The sequence below is a fragment of the Xylophilus sp. GW821-FHT01B05 genome (assembly GCA_038961845.1).
GTDB lineage: Bacteria > Pseudomonadota > Gammaproteobacteria > Burkholderiales > Burkholderiaceae_C > Xylophilus.
Window position 1 is genome coordinate 295,760 of sequence record CP152408.1, and the last position, 14,491, is coordinate 310,250.

At 65.5% G+C, this 14,491-nt stretch carries 14 protein-coding genes; 5 read left to right on the forward strand and 9 right to left on the reverse strand.

Annotated features, from left to right (window positions below):
• Nucleotides 1–49: 49 nt before the first annotated feature.
• Nucleotides 50–2,197 (reverse strand): TonB-dependent receptor, encoded by a 2,148-nt coding sequence (locus AAFF27_01385; protein XAH23868.1) that lies wholly within the window; start codon nucleotides 2,195–2,197, stop codon nucleotides 50–52.
• A 159-nt stretch (nucleotides 2,198–2,356) separates the two neighbouring features.
• Nucleotides 2,357–3,718: an aspartate aminotransferase family protein gene (locus AAFF27_01390; GenBank protein XAH23869.1), complete on the reverse strand. Its 1,362-nt coding sequence runs from the start codon at nucleotides 3,716–3,718 to the stop codon at nucleotides 2,357–2,359.
• An 89-nt stretch (nucleotides 3,719–3,807) separates the two neighbouring features.
• Between AAFF27_01390 and AAFF27_01395 the strand changes: the two genes are divergently transcribed.
• Nucleotides 3,808–4,782, forward strand: a complete 975-nt coding sequence (locus AAFF27_01395) for a LysR family transcriptional regulator (GenBank protein ID XAH23870.1) — start codon at nucleotides 3,808–3,810, stop codon at nucleotides 4,780–4,782.
• A 278-nt stretch (nucleotides 4,783–5,060) separates the two neighbouring features.
• On the opposite strand, the gene AAFF27_01400 is transcribed toward AAFF27_01395, so the two are convergent.
• Together AAFF27_01400 and AAFF27_01405 are read right to left on the reverse strand one after the other, a co-directional pair.
• Nucleotides 5,061–6,050, reverse strand: a complete 990-nt coding sequence (locus AAFF27_01400; GenBank protein ID XAH23871.1) for a tripartite tricarboxylate transporter substrate binding protein — start codon at nucleotides 6,048–6,050, stop codon at nucleotides 5,061–5,063.
• A 26-nt stretch (nucleotides 6,051–6,076) separates the two neighbouring features.
• The gene (locus tag AAFF27_01405) at nucleotides 6,077–7,540 is read right to left on the reverse strand and encodes an amidase (protein XAH23872.1); all 1,464 of its coding nucleotides are present in this window, start codon (nucleotides 7,538–7,540) and stop codon (nucleotides 6,077–6,079) included.
• A gap of 124 nt (nucleotides 7,541–7,664) precedes the next feature.
• Here AAFF27_01405 and AAFF27_01410 point away from each other — a divergent pair, with 124 nt between their 5' ends.
• The 4 genes from AAFF27_01410 (at nucleotide 7,665) to AAFF27_01425 (ending at nucleotide 10,703) form a co-directional block, all read left to right on the forward strand.
• Nucleotides 7,665–8,576 (forward strand): LysR family transcriptional regulator, encoded by a 912-nt coding sequence (locus AAFF27_01410; GenBank protein ID XAH23873.1) that lies wholly within the window; start codon nucleotides 7,665–7,667, stop codon nucleotides 8,574–8,576.
• Between the two features lie 99 nt (nucleotides 8,577–8,675).
• Nucleotides 8,676–8,975, forward strand: a complete 300-nt coding sequence (locus AAFF27_01415; protein ID XAH23874.1) for a HigA family addiction module antitoxin — start codon at nucleotides 8,676–8,678, stop codon at nucleotides 8,973–8,975.
• A gap of 410 nt (nucleotides 8,976–9,385) precedes the next feature.
• Nucleotides 9,386–10,024, forward strand: a complete 639-nt coding sequence (locus AAFF27_01420; protein XAH23875.1) for a hypothetical protein — start codon at nucleotides 9,386–9,388, stop codon at nucleotides 10,022–10,024.
• An 82-nt stretch (nucleotides 10,025–10,106) separates the two neighbouring features.
• Nucleotides 10,107–10,703, forward strand: a complete 597-nt coding sequence (locus AAFF27_01425; protein XAH23876.1) for a hypothetical protein — start codon at nucleotides 10,107–10,109, stop codon at nucleotides 10,701–10,703.
• A gap of 134 nt (nucleotides 10,704–10,837) precedes the next feature.
• Here the strand turns inward: AAFF27_01425 and AAFF27_01430 are convergent, their stop codons facing one another.
• From AAFF27_01430 to AAFF27_01450, 5 genes are all read right to left on the reverse strand, one after another.
• On the reverse strand, nucleotides 10,838–11,515 hold the full coding sequence (locus AAFF27_01430) for an aspartate/glutamate racemase family protein (GenBank protein XAH23877.1): 678 nt from the start codon (nucleotides 11,513–11,515) through the stop codon (nucleotides 10,838–10,840).
• 17 nt (nucleotides 11,516–11,532) lie between these two features.
• Nucleotides 11,533–11,994, reverse strand: coding sequence for an Lrp/AsnC family transcriptional regulator (locus AAFF27_01435; protein XAH23878.1), 462 nt, complete (start codon nucleotides 11,992–11,994; stop codon nucleotides 11,533–11,535).
• Between the two features lie 58 nt (nucleotides 11,995–12,052).
• The gene (locus tag AAFF27_01440; GenBank protein ID XAH23879.1) at nucleotides 12,053–12,829 is read right to left on the reverse strand and encodes an amino acid ABC transporter ATP-binding protein; all 777 of its coding nucleotides are present in this window, start codon (nucleotides 12,827–12,829) and stop codon (nucleotides 12,053–12,055) included.
• 1 nt (nucleotide 12,830) lies between these two features.
• Nucleotides 12,831–13,499, reverse strand: a complete 669-nt coding sequence (locus tag AAFF27_01445; protein XAH26357.1) for an amino acid ABC transporter permease — start codon at nucleotides 13,497–13,499, stop codon at nucleotides 12,831–12,833.
• Between the two features lie 139 nt (nucleotides 13,500–13,638).
• Nucleotides 13,639–14,475: a transporter substrate-binding domain-containing protein gene (locus tag AAFF27_01450; GenBank protein XAH23880.1), complete on the reverse strand. Its 837-nt coding sequence runs from the start codon at nucleotides 14,473–14,475 to the stop codon at nucleotides 13,639–13,641.
• Nucleotides 14,476–14,491: the final 16 nt, after the last annotated feature.

Below are 14,491 nucleotides of genomic sequence, written 5' to 3' on the forward strand. Positions count from 1 at the left end.
AGCCCAGGTTCCGCCTGGGCTATTAGCTATCTATTTTGCAGTGCGCGCGTCAGAACTTCACCTGCACGCCCGCAATCACCTGCCGGCGCAGGCCGGGCAGCGCCGTCAGGTTGTTCCACGACGCCGTGTAGTAGCCCTTGTCGAACAGGTTGTGGATGTCCAGCGACACGCGGGTGCGCGCGTCTACCTGCCAGTAGCCCATCAGCCGCGCCGTGGTGTAGGCCGGCAGGCGGTAGCTGTCGGTGTTGTTGCCGCTGCGCTCGCCCACGTGCACCACGCCGCCGCCCAGGCCCCAGCGGCCGCCGCGCGCCAGTGCCGCTTCGCGGATCGCCAGCAGCGCGCCGCTCACGCGCGGGATGTTGCTCAGGCGCTTGCCCATCAGGTTGGGGTTGTTGTCCTGCGTGACCTTGGCGTCGGTCAGCGCCAGGTTGCCGCTGATGCGCCAGTGGCTGCCGATGCGGCCGAACACGTCGGTCTCCAGGCCGCGGCTGCGCACCTCGCCGGCGGCGACGCTGTAGAGCGCGTTGGTCGGGCTGGGCGTGAGCACGTTGTTCTTGCGGATGTCGAACAGCGCCACGGTGGCACCGGTGCGCTGGTCGGCCGATTCCCACTTCATGCCGGCCTCCAGTGCGCGGCCGCGCTGCGGGTCGAACGGCCTGCCGCCTTCGTCCAGCGCGCCTTCGCCGTCATTGGGCCGGAACGACTTGCCCGCCGACACATAGAACGAGGTCTGCGTGCTGGCCAGCCAGGTCAGGCCGGCGCGCGGCGACACGGATGACTGGTTCTGCGACACGTCCTGCTGGCCGGGCGCGTTGAGCAGGTTGCTGAAATCCTGGTGGTAGCGGTCGGCGCGCGCGCCCAGCAGCAGCTTCCAGCGATCCGACAGGTCGATCTGGTCTTGCACGAACAGGCCGGTGCTGCGGCGCTGCTCGCGCACCCGGTAGCCGGGCAGCAGCGCGGGGCGCGGCTGGCCGTAGACCGGCTGGTAGATGTCGATCGCATAGGGGTTCTGCGCCAGCGACGAGTAGTAGATGTCCATCGCCATGAACAGCCGCGACGCCTCCACGCCAGCCAGCAGCGTGTGGCCCAGGCCGCCCGCGCGGAACTTGCCCTCGACCTCCAGCTGCGCCGAGGTATCGCGCGAGGGCAGGCTGCGCCAACTGTCGCGCCGCGTCAGCGTGCGGCCGTCGTCCAGCAGCCGGCCGGTGAGGTCGGCCGCGTTGCCGGAGTACTGCGTTTCGCGGTAGCTCAGGCCGGCGCGGGTGCGCCAGCCTTCGGCCAGCTCGTGGTCGAGCGTGAACTGGTGCGTGTCGCCGTTGACCCGCATATTGCCCAGGCCGGGCTCGCCCAGAAAGCGGTCATTGGGCAGCGGGAGCTGGCCATTGACCTGCACCACCCCACGGTCCAGCGGCGTGCTGATGCGGATGAACTCGGCCTCGTAGTGCAGCACGGTGGAGGGCGCCAGCTTCCAGGTCAGCGCCGGGGCGATCACGTGGCGGCGGTTGTCCACCAGCGGGCTGCGGCTGGTGCCGTCTTCCGACACCAGGTTGAGGCGGTAGGCCAGGCGGTCGTTGATCGGGCCGGTGCTGTCCAGCGTGGCGCGGCGCAGGCCCATGGTGCCGATCTGCAGGCCGGCGCTGTTGGCGGCGGTGAACTGGGGCTTCTTGGTCACCACGTTGATGGTGCCGCCGGGCTCGCTGCCGCCATACAGCGCGGCCGGCGGGCCTTTGAGGAATTCGATGCGCTCTATGGTCGCTGCGTCGCGCTGCGGGCCGTAGCCACGCGAGCCGGGAAAGCCGTTGAGCAGATAGCCCATGTCGCCGCTGCTGAAGCCGCGCACGGCAAAGTTGTCCCAGGTGCCGCCAAAGTCGTTGAGCCGGCTGATGCCGCTCACGTAGTCCACCGTGTCGGCGAGCTTGGTGGCGCCCAGGTCTTCGATCATCTGGCGCGGTATGACCCGCACCGATTGCGGCAACTCGCGCAGCGGCGTGTCGGTGCGGGTGGCGGCGCTGCCGCCCTGCGGTGCGGCGTAGCCGCCGCTGTCGCTGCGCACCTGCACTTCCGACAAGGTGGCGCCGCCCTCAGCGGCGGTCTGGGCCGTGGCCGGCGCGGCCAGCAGTGCCAGCAAAACACCCGATACGGGCACGAGGGGAAGGCGCAGGCCAAACGGCAGGCCAGCGCTGGGCAAATAACACATGAAAGTAAAGAAATGACTACCAACGGTAAGGAGGCGTGATGGTAATTGAGAATTCTTTGCATTCTCATGTGCGAGCAAGGCAGTGCCGAAAATGCAACGGCCCCAGCGGTTGAGGCTGGGGCCGTTGTGGGGGCGGCGCCTTTGCAGCGCCTGCGGGGCTTAAGCCGTCTCGGCCAGCGCGTCGCCCAGGGCGTTGACCAGGCGGTCGATCTCGGCCTTCTCACTGATGAAGGGCGGTGCCAGCTGGATGGTGTCGCCGCCGTAGCGCACGTAGAAGCCCTTCTTCCAGCAGGCCAGCGCCACTTCATAAGGGCGCTTGGCCGGCTCGCCGGGCACGGGGGCCAGCGTGATGCCGGCGGCCAGGCCGTAGTTGCGGATGTCGGTCACGTGCTTGACGCCCTTCAGGCTGTGCACGGCGGCCTCGAAGTGCGGCGCCAGCGCCTTGACGCGGCCGATCATGTCTTCCTTCACCAGCACGTCGAGTGCGGCGATGCCGGCGGCGCAGGCCACCGGGTGCGCGCCATAGGTGTAGCCGTGCGGGAATTCAAGCATGTAGTCCGGGCCGCCTGCCGCCATGAAGGTGTCGTAGATCTCCTTCTTGGCGATCACCGCGCCCAGCGGCTGCGCGCCGTTGGTGACCTGCTTGGCGATGTTCATGATGTCGGGCACCACGCCAAAGGCGTCGGCGCCGGTGAGCGCGCCGCAGCGGCCAAAGCCGGTGATGACTTCGTCAAATATCAGCAGGATGTTGTTCTGCGTGCAGATCTCGCGCAGGCGCTGCAGGTAGCCCTTGGGCGGGATCACCACGCCGGCCGAGCCCGAGAACGGCTCGACGATCACCGCCGCGATGTTGGACGCGTCATGCAGCGTGATCAGGTCCAGCAGGCGGTCGGCCAGCTCGGCGCCGGTGGCGGGCTCGCCACGGCTGAAGGCATTGCCCGGCAGCTGCGTGTGCGGCAGGTGGTCGGCCTCCACGCCCTGGCCAAACAGCTTGCGGTTGGCCGCAATGCCGCCCACCGAGATGCCGCCAAAGTTCACGCCGTGGTAGCCCTTCTCGCGGCCGATCAGGCGCGTCTTGCTGGCCAGGCCCTTGGTGCGCCAGTAGGCGCGCGCCATCTTCAAAGAGGTGTCGGCAGCCTCAGAGCCCGAGCCGGTGAAGAACACGTAGTCCAGGCCGGCTGGCGTCAGCTCCTTGATCTTGTTGGCCAGCTCGAAAGACAACGGGTGGCCAAACTGGAAGGCCGGCGAGTAATCAAGCTTGGCGATCTGGCGGCTCACCGCCTCGGTGATCTCCGGGCGGCCATGGCCCAGGCCCGAGCACCACAGGCCCGACAGCCCGTCGAAGATCTTGCGGCCATCGGCGTCGGTGTAGTAGGCGCCCTGGCCGGCCACGATCAGGCGCGGGTCGGCCTTGAAGTTGCGGTTGCCGGTGTAGGGCATCCAGTGCGCGTCGAGCCAGGCGGCGTCGGTGCGCACGGCGGGGGTCTGCGGTTCGTGGGCGGGAGGAGCGATGGCGGTCATGGCGGTAGTCCGTAGGAGGAATGAGGGGGATTGTTGGGCGGCGCGATAGTCTTGAGAATAGAGCGATATCAATGTTCACTTGCCAGTTTATGCAAGCAAAGCCATCCCGCCCACCCCGCCGGCCAGCCGCTGCCTCACCCGGCAAGAGCCGCGCCGTGCTGGGCCAGCTCAGCGACATGGACCTGCGCCTGCTGCGCGTGTTCAAGAGCGTGGCCGACTGCGGCGGCATGGCCGCGGCCGAGCTGGAGCTGAACATCGGCACCTCTACCGTCAGCCGCCACGTCAAAGACCTGGAAACCCGCCTGGGCCTGGTGCTGTGCCGGCGTGGCCGGGCCGGCTTTGCGCTGACCGCCGAGGGCCAGCGCGTGTACGAAGAAACCGAGCGCCTGCTGGCGGCGGTGGATGTGTTTCGCAGCGGCGTCGATGACATCCACCAGCGCATGGGCGGCCAATTGGCCGTGGCCGTGTTCGACAAAACCGCCAGCAACCCGCAGGCGCGCATTGGCGAGGCGATTGCGCTGTTTGCCGGGCGCGCGCCCGAGGTCGGGCTGCAGATGCACGTGGCATCGATCAACGCCATTGAGCGCGGGTTGATCGACGGCAGCTTTCAGGTCGGCATCATCCCGGCGCACCGGCATTCGCAAAGCCTGCTGTATGACGAGCTGTTTACTGAATCCATGCAGCTCTACTGCGGCGCCGGCCACCCGCTGTTTGGCGCAGACCACAGCGCACTCGACTGGGACGGCCTGCGCGCCTGGGGCTTTGCCGGGCTGGGCTACCACTCGCCCAACATGGAGCTAAGCCACGGCGCCCGCCTGCCGCGCAAGGCCACCGGCTTCGATCAGGAATCCATCGCCACGCTGATCCTGTCCGGCCGCTACCTGGGTTTTCTGCCCGACCACTACGCCGAAGCCTTCGAGCGCAGCAGCCGCATGCAGGCCGTGGCGCCGCAGCGGCTGCGCTATGAGTGCCAGTTCGTCTGCATGCTGCGGCGATCGCCCCAGCCCTCACGCGCGGCGCAGGCGTTTAGGGAGTGTTTGCTGGCGGCGCATGCGGTGGGGTGAGTGGGTGCTTTTCGATTATTGATGAAAAGTGCCTCTAGCCCAGGCGGAGACTGGGCTATTAGCTATCAATTTAATATTAACGCGCAGAACCAAGGCCGAGCGCAGCGACGGCCCGACTGGCAGTCCCGGGCCGCCACAGTGGGGTCGCCTTCTCTTTGGTGACTTTCTCTTGGGCAGACCTCAAGAGAAAGTTACTCGCCCGCCGGGGCGAACTCCCGGCACCCGCCGCCTGCAAGGCTCACAGGAACGGATAGCTCAAAGCCTTTGAACGACGGCCCTCAATCCGCCCGAATACTCGCCCGCTGGGCCACCGCCCGCATCAGCGGCAGTTCCCTATCCACCCGGGCCGCCAACGCCGCGCCATTGCCATAAGCCGGCACCAGGCCCAGCTCGCCCAGCTTCTTCTTCATCTCGGGCGTGGCCGCCACGTCGGCCAGTGCCTTCTCCAGCTGGCGCTGCACTGCGGGCGGCAAGCCGGCCGGTGCCAGCAGCGCAAACCAGGTGTCCATGGCAAAGCCGGGGTAGCCGCTTTCGGCCACGGTGGGCACATCGGGCAGCAGCGGCAGGCGCTGGGCCGACAGCACGGCCAGTGGCCTGATCCGTCCGCCCTTGATCAGCGGGCCCGACGCCACCACCGAATCCACCGCCAGCTCGACCTGCCCGCCCATCAGCGCATTGAGGCTGGGGGCGCTGCCGTTGAAGGGGATGTGCACCATCTGGATGCCGGTCGTGGACTTGAGCATTTCCCCGCCAAAGTGCACCGACGAGCCGGTGCCAAAGGAGCCGTAAGAGAACTTGTCTGGCTGTGCCTTGGCCTGCGTGACCAGCTCTTTCAGCGAAGTGGGGCCGGCGCTGTTGGCCACCAGCACCAAGGGCATGTCGGCCAGCATGCCGATCGGCGTGAAGCTGCGGACCGGGTCATAGGGCAGTTGCGGGCGGATCGCCGGGTTGAGCGTGAGCGTGGTGCTGGCGCCCAGCAGCAGCGTGTAGCCGTCGGGCGGCATCTTGGCCACCTGGCCGGCGGCCAGCACCGTGCTGGCGCCGGGCTTGTTCTCCACCACCACCGGCTGGCCCAGCTTCTCGCCCAGGCCCACGGCCAGCACCCGCCCGAGCACGTCGGTGGCGCCGCCGGCCGCGTACGGAATGATCAGCTTCACCGGACGGTCGGGGTAGTGCGTTTGCGCCAAGGCCGGCAGGGCCAGCGCCAGAGTGGCGGCCAGGCCGGTGGTGAGGCGGGCGGCAAGGCGGATCAATCCGGGTGTCGTCATCAAAACTCCAGTCGAGGAAGAAAACATTAGCCCAACAGCGGGCTGCGCACCCGTGCATGGCCGCTGGCCTGGTCATAGGCGTGGCCCAGTTGCAGCAGCGCCCAGTCGGCCTGCGCCGGGCCGATGATCTGCAGGCCCATGGGCAGGCCGCCCGCGCCAAAGCCGGCCGGTGCGCCGAGCGCGGGCAGGCCGGCCATGGTGGCGGGCACCACCACCTCCATCCAGCGGTGGTAGCTGTCCATGGCGCGGCCGTTGATCGTCTTGGGCCAGTCCAGTTGCGCGTCGAACGGGAACACCTGGGCGCCCGGCAGTACCAGGTAGTCGTACTGCTCGAACAGCCCGCGCAGCACCTGGTACCAGGCGCTGCGGTCGCAGGCGGCGCGGAAGATGTCCGGGCCAGACAACTGCTGGCCGCGCTCTATCTCCCACAGCGCCTCTGGCTTGAGCAGCGCGCGCTTGGCCGGGTCGCGGTAGAGCGCTGCGTTGTTGCCGGCCACGTTGAAGCTGCGCAGGTCGATCCAGGCGCGCCACAGGCGCTCCAGGTCGAAGGCCGGCGTCACCGCATCGACCGTGCAGCCCATGGTCTCGAAATGCCGCAGCGCCTGGGTGCAGACCTCCAGCACGCCGGGCTCGGTCGCCAGGTGGCCGCCCAGGTCGCCCAGCCAGCCAATGCGCGTACCGGCAAAGTCGCGTTCCAGCGGCGCGCTGAAGGCCGCCGCGTCGTCCTGCCGGCGCGTCAGTGGCAGGCGGGCGTCAAAGCCGGCCTGCACCGACAGCAGCAGCGCCAGGTCGGGGATGTTGCGCGCCATCGGGCCGGCCACGCTGAACTGCTGGAAGAACACCTCCTCCGTCGGCCCGTGCGGCACGCAGCCAAAGGACGTGCGCAGGCCGTAGACGTTGTTGAAGGCCGCCGGCGTGCGCAGCGAGCCCATCATGTCTGAGCCGTCTGCCACCGGCAGCATGTGCAGCGCCACCGCGCTGGCCGCGCCGCCGCTGCTGCCGCCCGCGCTGCGGCCGGGCACGTAGGCATTGCCGGTGGTGCCGTAGACCGGGTTGTAGGTGTGGCCGCCCAGGCCAAACTCGGGCGTGTTGCTGCGCCCCACAAACAGCGCACCGCCGCGCCGCATGCGCTCGAACACCACCGCGTCGGTGGCCGACACCTGGCCGGCAAAGATCGGTGAGCCCCGCGTCGTCACCATGCCGGCGGCCGGCATGATGTCTTTGGGCGCCTGCGGGAAACCGTGCAGCGGGCCCAGGTACTCGCCCGCAGCCAGTTGCGCATCGCGCTCGGCCGCCAGTTGCCGCAAGCCATCACGCTCTTGCAACGCCACCAGGGCATTGACCTGCGGGTTGAAGCGGTCGATCTGCGCCAGGTAGGCCTCCAGCACCTCCGCACAAGACAGCGCGCGCTGGCGAATGGCCTGCGACAAGGCCACCGCGTCGAGTTCAACAATGTCCTGGGCGGCGGGGCTGGGAGCGCGGGCATTCATGGGCTGTGGGCAGTCGCAGAAAAGGTGTGCGGGGATGCGGGTTGTCTGCATCGTAGAAAGCGCCATGCCTTGCGACAATCACAATTTCTGCAAGCAAGCCTTGCGTTTTACGCACACCACTGCCATGCAAGCTCCGCATCTGCAAGACACCGCCCTGCGCTATTTCCTGGAAGTGGTGCGCTGCGGCTCGATCAGCGAGGCCGCCGGGCGCCTGTGCGTCTCGGGCTCGGCCGTGAGCCGGCAGATATCGGGGCTGGAGGCCGCGCTGGGCGTGGCCCTGTTCGAGCGCCGCCCGCGCGGCATGGTGCCCAGCGCCGCAGGCGAGTTGCTGGCCGTGCATGCCCGCCGTGGCGCGCTGGAGGCCGAGCGCGTGGTGGCCGACATCGAGGCACTGCAAGGCCTGCGCCGCGGCCGCGTGCGCCTGGCCAGCTCGGCCGGCTTTGCCATTGAATTTCTGCCGCGTGCCATTGCCGACTTCCGGCTGCAGTACCCGGGCCTGCAGTTCCAGCTGCAGGTCGCCAGCCCGGCCAATGTCACCACCGCCGTGCTGCACGGCGATGTCGACATCGGCCTGACCTACAGCCGCACCGCCGAGCAGGGCATCCGCGTGGTGCACCGCCAGACCGCGCCCGTGCTGGCCATCATGCGGCCGGATCACCCGCTGGCATCGCTGCGTAGCCTGACGCTGGCGCAACTCCACCCCCACCCGGTGGCCTTGCCTGACCGCGACAACACCGTGCGCCAGTTGTTCGACATAGGCTGCAGCCACCGCGGCCTGGTGTTCGAACCGGTGCTGACCAGCAGCAGCTTCGAGACCCTGACCAACTTCGTGCTGCATAGCGGCGTGGTGTCGATCTCAGGCGAGATCACCGTGCGCCACCGCATGCAGCGCGGCGAGCTGCACGGCGTGGCGCTGCGCGAACGCGGCCTGGACCGCCGCGCGATAGAGCTGCAAACCCTGCATGGGCGCACGCTGCCAGCGGGCGTGGCGGTGTTTCTGGAGTTTTTGCGGGGGGCGTTGCCGGTGCCGGGGTGAGGGCTCAATGACCCATGGCGCGTGGCTTTGTGTAGGCTGGCGCTGGCCCTATGAACGTTGAAATCGTGAACTACTACGGACACTGTTTAGGAGCTACCTATGGCCCGTCAAATTCCTCTCGTACACCCCGGCGTGATCCTGCTCGAAGAGTGGATGAACCCGCTGGGAGTGTCCCAGTCCGCCCTGGCAAAAGGCATTGGCGTGTCGCCGCGCCGGATCAATGAAATCGTGCATGGCAACCGCTCCATCACGGCCGAGACAGCGGTGCTGCTGGGCCAATTCTTCGGCGTCGAAGCCGAGGGGTTTATCAATCTGCAATCGCACTACGACGTAGCGCAGGCGCGCGAAGTGCTGGGGCCAAGGCTGGCTGGGATTGAGCGGTTTGGGGTGGCGGCGTGAGCATGATCCTTTCCGTAGATTGACTCCTGGCTGAACTGATGTGCTTTCGTAACAGCGCATCGCGCGAGGTTGTGCGACTGGGGAGGCGGGAACGGCGCGATTGGGCCGCGGATTAGCGACGTGCGGCTGATTCCATCGCTGTGGATGGGCTGGATTGGGTGTTGCTGCTATGAGTGCTCGCAATGCAGCGAGCACGGCCTTCTTGGCAAGCATCCCCAAAATGGGAGGTCTGCAAACCACAACGACTGGTCGGAGATTGATTCGAATATCGAGCGAGAAACTCGACATGAGGCCGGGCCTGCTGATATTTTTATTGGAATAAGTCTCTGGCTGCAAGTGGTCAAAATTGCACGTTATGTCGCAGCATCGTACGATATGAAACACGTTAACTCTTGGTTCGGAAGTTTTGTATGGCAAGTGATCTCTGGAGCATCTTCCTAAGCGTCGTCGCCTCATTCGTATTTGCTGGGATTGTCTCGCTATGGCGGAGGCGTGGAAATCGGCCTCCGCCCACCGCCGCACGGCCTGAGCCGAAGAAGGTGCAGGTTGATGCCAATCTTGATCGACGCGTGCAGAATCGGAAATCCCTTGAGCGCGTTGCGCACAGGTTCATTTTCTATCTGGCAACCTTCGGGGCGCTCTATCTTTCAGTAACAATGCCGCTCTTGTTCAAAGCATTGTTTTCAAAGGGCGACGTTCTCCTTAGTCATGCAAGATTCATCGGGGATATTTTGCCCCCCATTCCCGTTGGTAAGGACTACCTTCAAATTACCTTCTTTATCATTGCGGCTGTTCTCTATTTTCCGCTTCTCGTCATTGCGGAGTTTGGCACTTCCATGTTGTATCCGATCATCGATTCAATCCATCCGGTTACTTCCCGTATTTGGTCAGCCGTCACGATGTTGGTGTTCTTTTTCTTCTGCATTCCTGTCGCGGCGACTTCAATTTGGCTTTTCTACGAAAAGACCTTCTTCGATGCGTTCTTGACAGTGCTTTTGGCAATGTTTTTGGTCTTTGCTCTTGGCCAGGCGCAGGGCGGCCGCAGATGATGGGTAGGTTGTTGTTTGAGTCGACAGCCTTCGACAAGCCCTGGTCTGAGGCTCAATTTCAACGACCTACCCCAAGAAACCAATGCCGGCTTTTGTAGAGTGGCTCTCTTCGGCACCACAGGGCGCCATTGCAATACTGACAGCCGGTCTGGCCGCGGGTATTACCGTATTGGTCACAGTTCTGACGCAATGGATCTTGGGCCGGAGGGCGAGGACGGAGCTCCTCACTAAAAAGCTTGAGGAGCTCTACTTGGCCCTGAACGAGATATCCGCACACAATGTCAGGAGAGTTGAGGAGGCTCTTCCGCTCGCATCGGCGACGCCCTTTACCAAGCCGACAATCAGCGGCCACTCAGTTGATCGTCAAGGCCTCGATCTTCATAAGAAGATCATCATGCTTGTGCGCTTGTACTTTCCGCTGCTCTCGGAAGCGCATCAAATGGTCTTTTGCTGTAATGGTGAAGTGAACATGCTCATCTACAAAGCAGAAACAGGTCCTCCCCTCTCAGAGGGACAGTTGCTCGCATTGAGCGGGGCCTACAGAGATGCTGTTGTCGCGATGGAAGAAGAACTTATTTGGAACAGGAGAGTTCTGGTTAAGGACTACCTCTTCCCGGTGCGGTATAGGCGCAAGACCATTCAGCCCACTCTTCCTCCAAGCTCCCAAGATCAGGTCTAGCCATTTTTCATCCGGACGTAACGATCGCCTTAAGGTGGACTTGCAGTCCGCTTCCGGTCTGCTGCGGCCACAAAGCCCGGCCACGCCTCCAGCGGCTTCCGCCCGCAAGGCACTAGACGCCCGAATCCCCGCATCTACGCAGAGCCAACACCCACTTCCAACCCACCCCAAACCCCCACCAACAGCGTCTCAATATCCACCACCCGCCGCCCCGTAGCCTTTGCCACGCTCTGCCGGTACGGCGGCATATTGGTGCACTCCAGCACGATGTCCGTGACCTCCGGGTGGCGCTGCACTAGCGTTAGCGCTGCGGCGACCACGTTGCGTTCAGCTTCTGCAAGGTCAAGCACGGTGTCGTTGGACAAGATGCGCTGGTGCATTTCGCAGCCAGGCTCTATGCCTTGCACGGGTGTGCCCACCGGCACGCCGGCTGCTGCCAGGATGCTGGGGTTGAGGGATGCGGCGTCGAAGGTGACGATGCCGGGGCGTGGGTAGCGGCTGCATTGCAGCAGGCTGGAGGTGATGACCGGCACGGGCACGGCTTGTGCCAAGCGGGTCTGGTGGGCGGCGAGGAAGCCGCAGCTGGTGGAGATCAGGCGTGCGCCTTGTTGGGCCAGTGCTTGCGCGGCGGTGACGAAGGGTTGCAGCAGCGTGGGGTCGGCCTCTTGCACGATGCGTTTGGGCGATGCGCCTTGCACGGTCACGAAGCGCACCGGTATGCCGGCGCGGCTGAAGGTTTCGGGGCAGCCGATGTCGCCGGGCGGGCGTGGGAAGCGGGTGTCCAGCATCAGCATGCCGAGAAAGCCGTCCATGGCTATCGCTTTCGCTTTCAGTTGGCGCTACCGACCGCGCTGCGGCGGTCGATGCTGCGGCTCAGTACGACGGAGGTGTGGGTCTGGTGCACGCCTTCGATCTGGCCCAACTGGTCCAGCAGGCTGTTGAGCTGCTCGGGCGTCTCGCAGCGCAAGAACACCATGTAGTCGAACTGGCCGCTCACGGCCGAGACCTCTTCGACCTCGGGCAGGCGCTCCAGCGCCTTGATGACGGCTGCCGTGCTTTTGGCGTTGACGCTCAGGCCGCAGTAGGCGCGCACGGCGGCCTGCTCCAGGCGGCGGCCCAGGCGCACGCCGTAGCCGGCGACGATGCCTTCGCGCTCCAGCCGCGCAATACGTGCGACCACGGTGGTGCGCGCAATCTTCAGCTTGCGCGCCAGCGTGGCTGCGGGTTCGCGTGCATTGGCCTGCAGCAGGCCCAGCAGGTGTCGGTCGGTGTCGTCTAGCCGTAGGTCCATGGCCTGCCTCTGTTTGGGTTCCGGGCTATTGTGTCCCGGGCGCCGCCATGCCCGTGCTTCACGCAGTTGCGGCGGCGGCGTTGAAGCGGCCCAGGAAGGCGCGGGTGGCTTCGTTCTGCGGCTTGTCTATGACCACGCTGGGCGGCCCGGCCTCGGCGACGACGCCGTCGCGCATGAAGATCACCTGGTCGGCCACCTCGCGCGCAAAGCCGATCTCGTGCGTGACCAGGATCATGGTCATGCCCTCTTTGGCCAGGCCCTTGATGACGTTGAGCACCTCGCCCACCAGCTCTGGGTCCAGGGCCGAGGTGGCCTCGTCGAACAGCATCACCGCAGGCTTCATGGCCAGCGCGCGGGCAATCGCCACGCGCTGCTTCTGGCCGCCAGAGAGCTTGTCGGGGTAGTAGTCGGCACGCTCCAGCAGGCCCACCTTCTGCAGCAGCGCCCGGGCTTCGGCCTGGGCTTGCGCCTTGGGCGTTTTCAAAACGGTGAGCGGGCCTTCCATGACGTTCTGCAGCGCCGTCATGTGCGGGAACAAATTGAAGTGCTGAAACACCATGCCGGTGGTGGCACGAAAACGCGCCAGCTTGCGCTCTGACGGCAGCACGGTTTGCGCGCCGCAGAAGGCAATGGTCTGCTCGCCCACGGTGATCTGCCCGCCCTCGGGCACGGTCAGCAGGTTGATGCAGCGCAGCAGCGTGGACTTGCCCGAGCCCGAAGGCCCGATCATCGCCACCACCTGGCCGCGCTCTACCTGCAGCGTGATGTCCTTGAGCACGGTGTGCCCGCCGAAGGACTTCTTCAGCCCCTTGATCTCTATCAATGCCTGGGCCATGTCATACCTCCTTGGGCGCCGTGCCAAATTCCATGCGCTTGGCCCAGATCGTCACCGGCAGCAGCACCGCAAAGTAGGCCACGGCGATGAAGGTATAGATCTCCAGCGGCCGGTAGGTGTCATGCGCGATCACCTGGCCCTGGTAGAGCAGGTCGGGCACGGCCAGCACCGACAGCAGCGAGGTGTTTTTGAGCTGCATGATGGATTGGTTCATCAGCGGCGGGACCATCTTCTTGAAGGCCTGCGGTAGCACGATGCGGCGCAGCAGCTGCAGGCGCGTCATGCCCAGTGCCTTGGCGGCCTCGGTCTGGCCCAGGTCGGTGGAGATGATGCCGCCGCGCACGATCTCGGAATAAAACGCGCCGCCATACAGCGACAGGCAGATGGTGGCCGCGACCACCGCCGACATCTCTATGCCGGTGAGCACCGGCAACGCGTAATAGAACCACACCAGTTGCACCAGCACCGGCGTGCAGCGAAAGATCTCGATATAGGCGCGCAGCGGCGCCGTGATGTAGGGGTTGCTGGATAGGCGCCCGAGCCCGGTCACCAGGCCAATCAGCAGGCCCAGCGCCACGCACATCACGGTGAACAGCAGCGTGTAGCCAATGCCCGACAGCAGCAGCCAGCGGTACTTCCAGAGCGAGCCGAAATCCCAGTCATAGGCCACCGCCCCGGCCGAGAAATGCTTGAGGATGGCCCACAGGCCGACCAGGCCCAGGGCAAGCACCAGGATGGAGGTCAGGCGCGAGCGATGCCTCCAGCTCCCCTGGCCGGCCTGGGAGTTTGCTTCTTCCACGGCGGGCCTCTTAGAACTTGATCTCGGGCGGGAAGGCGCTGGCGGGCACGCCGGCCAGCTTCTCCATGTTCTGCAGGATCACGTTGCGCACCTCGCCCTTGGCGCGCACCTCGGCCAGCCAGGTGTTGACGGCCTTTTGCAGGCCGGTGTCGGCCTCTTTGCGCATGCCGATGCTGACCGGCGCGGTCTCTACCGGGGTTGGGATGTACATGGTGCCGATGCCCGGGCGCTTGGTGAGCAGGGGCTGGGCCAGCAGCACCACCAGGATCTGGCAGTCGGCGCGGCCGGATTGCAGGGCCAGGGTGGCGGAGCCGGAGTTTTCCAGGCGGCTCACGTTGGCCTTGGTCAGCACCTTGGTGGCGAGCTGGTCGTGGCTGGAGCCCACGTCCACCACCACCTTGGTGTCGGGCGTGTTGAGCTGCTCCCAGGTCTTTTGCGGGAAGCCCTTCTTGCAGACCACGGTGTAGGTGTTGTCGAACAGCGTGTCAGAGAAGCCGACCACCTCGCGCCGGGCCGGCGTGGGCGCCATGCCAAACATGAGGTCGATCTTGTTGGCCTGGATGTCCAGCACCGCATTGCCCCAGGTGGTTTCCACGTACTCGACCTTGACGCCGAGCTTCTTGCCCAGGCTCTCGGCAAAGTCGGGGCCAAAGCCTTCCCATTTGCCGGACGTGATGTCCTTGTTGAAGTAGGGAACGGCCCCCGCCACCGTGCCTACGCGCAGCGTCTTGGTGCGCTGGACGCGGGCCAGCGAGCTTTCAGCGGCGTCTTGCGCCAGGGCGGCACCGAAGGAGACGATGCCGGCAAGGGCGATCAGAACGTGAGCGAAGCGTCGTTTAGTGGTCATTACATTCTCCAAGCAA

Coding starts and splice junctions, on each gene's coding strand:
- AAFF27_01385 (XAH23868.1), bottom strand. CDS start 2,197: ATGTGTTATTTGCCCAGCGCTGGCCTGCCGTTTGGCCTGCGCCTTCCC.
- AAFF27_01390 (XAH23869.1), bottom strand. CDS start 3,718: ATGACCGCCATCGCTCCTCCCGCCCACGAACCGCAGACCCCCGCCGTG.
- AAFF27_01395 (XAH23870.1), top strand. CDS start 3,808: ATGCAAGCAAAGCCATCCCGCCCACCCCGCCGGCCAGCCGCTGCCTCA.
- AAFF27_01400 (XAH23871.1), bottom strand. CDS start 6,050: ATGACGACACCCGGATTGATCCGCCTTGCCGCCCGCCTCACCACCGGC.
- AAFF27_01405 (XAH23872.1), bottom strand. CDS start 7,540: ATGAATGCCCGCGCTCCCAGCCCCGCCGCCCAGGACATTGTTGAACTC.
- AAFF27_01410 (XAH23873.1), top strand. CDS start 7,665: ATGCAAGCTCCGCATCTGCAAGACACCGCCCTGCGCTATTTCCTGGAA.
- AAFF27_01415 (XAH23874.1), top strand. CDS start 8,676: ATGGCCCGTCAAATTCCTCTCGTACACCCCGGCGTGATCCTGCTCGAA.
- AAFF27_01420 (XAH23875.1), top strand. CDS start 9,386: ATGGCAAGTGATCTCTGGAGCATCTTCCTAAGCGTCGTCGCCTCATTC.
- AAFF27_01425 (XAH23876.1), top strand. CDS start 10,107: ATGCCGGCTTTTGTAGAGTGGCTCTCTTCGGCACCACAGGGCGCCATT.
- AAFF27_01430 (XAH23877.1), bottom strand. CDS start 11,515: ATGGACGGCTTTCTCGGCATGCTGATGCTGGACACCCGCTTCCCACGC.
- AAFF27_01435 (XAH23878.1), bottom strand. CDS start 11,994: ATGGACCTACGGCTAGACGACACCGACCGACACCTGCTGGGCCTGCTG.
- AAFF27_01440 (XAH23879.1), bottom strand. CDS start 12,829: ATGGCCCAGGCATTGATAGAGATCAAGGGGCTGAAGAAGTCCTTCGGC.
- AAFF27_01450 (XAH23880.1), bottom strand. CDS start 14,475: ATGACCACTAAACGACGCTTCGCTCACGTTCTGATCGCCCTTGCCGGC.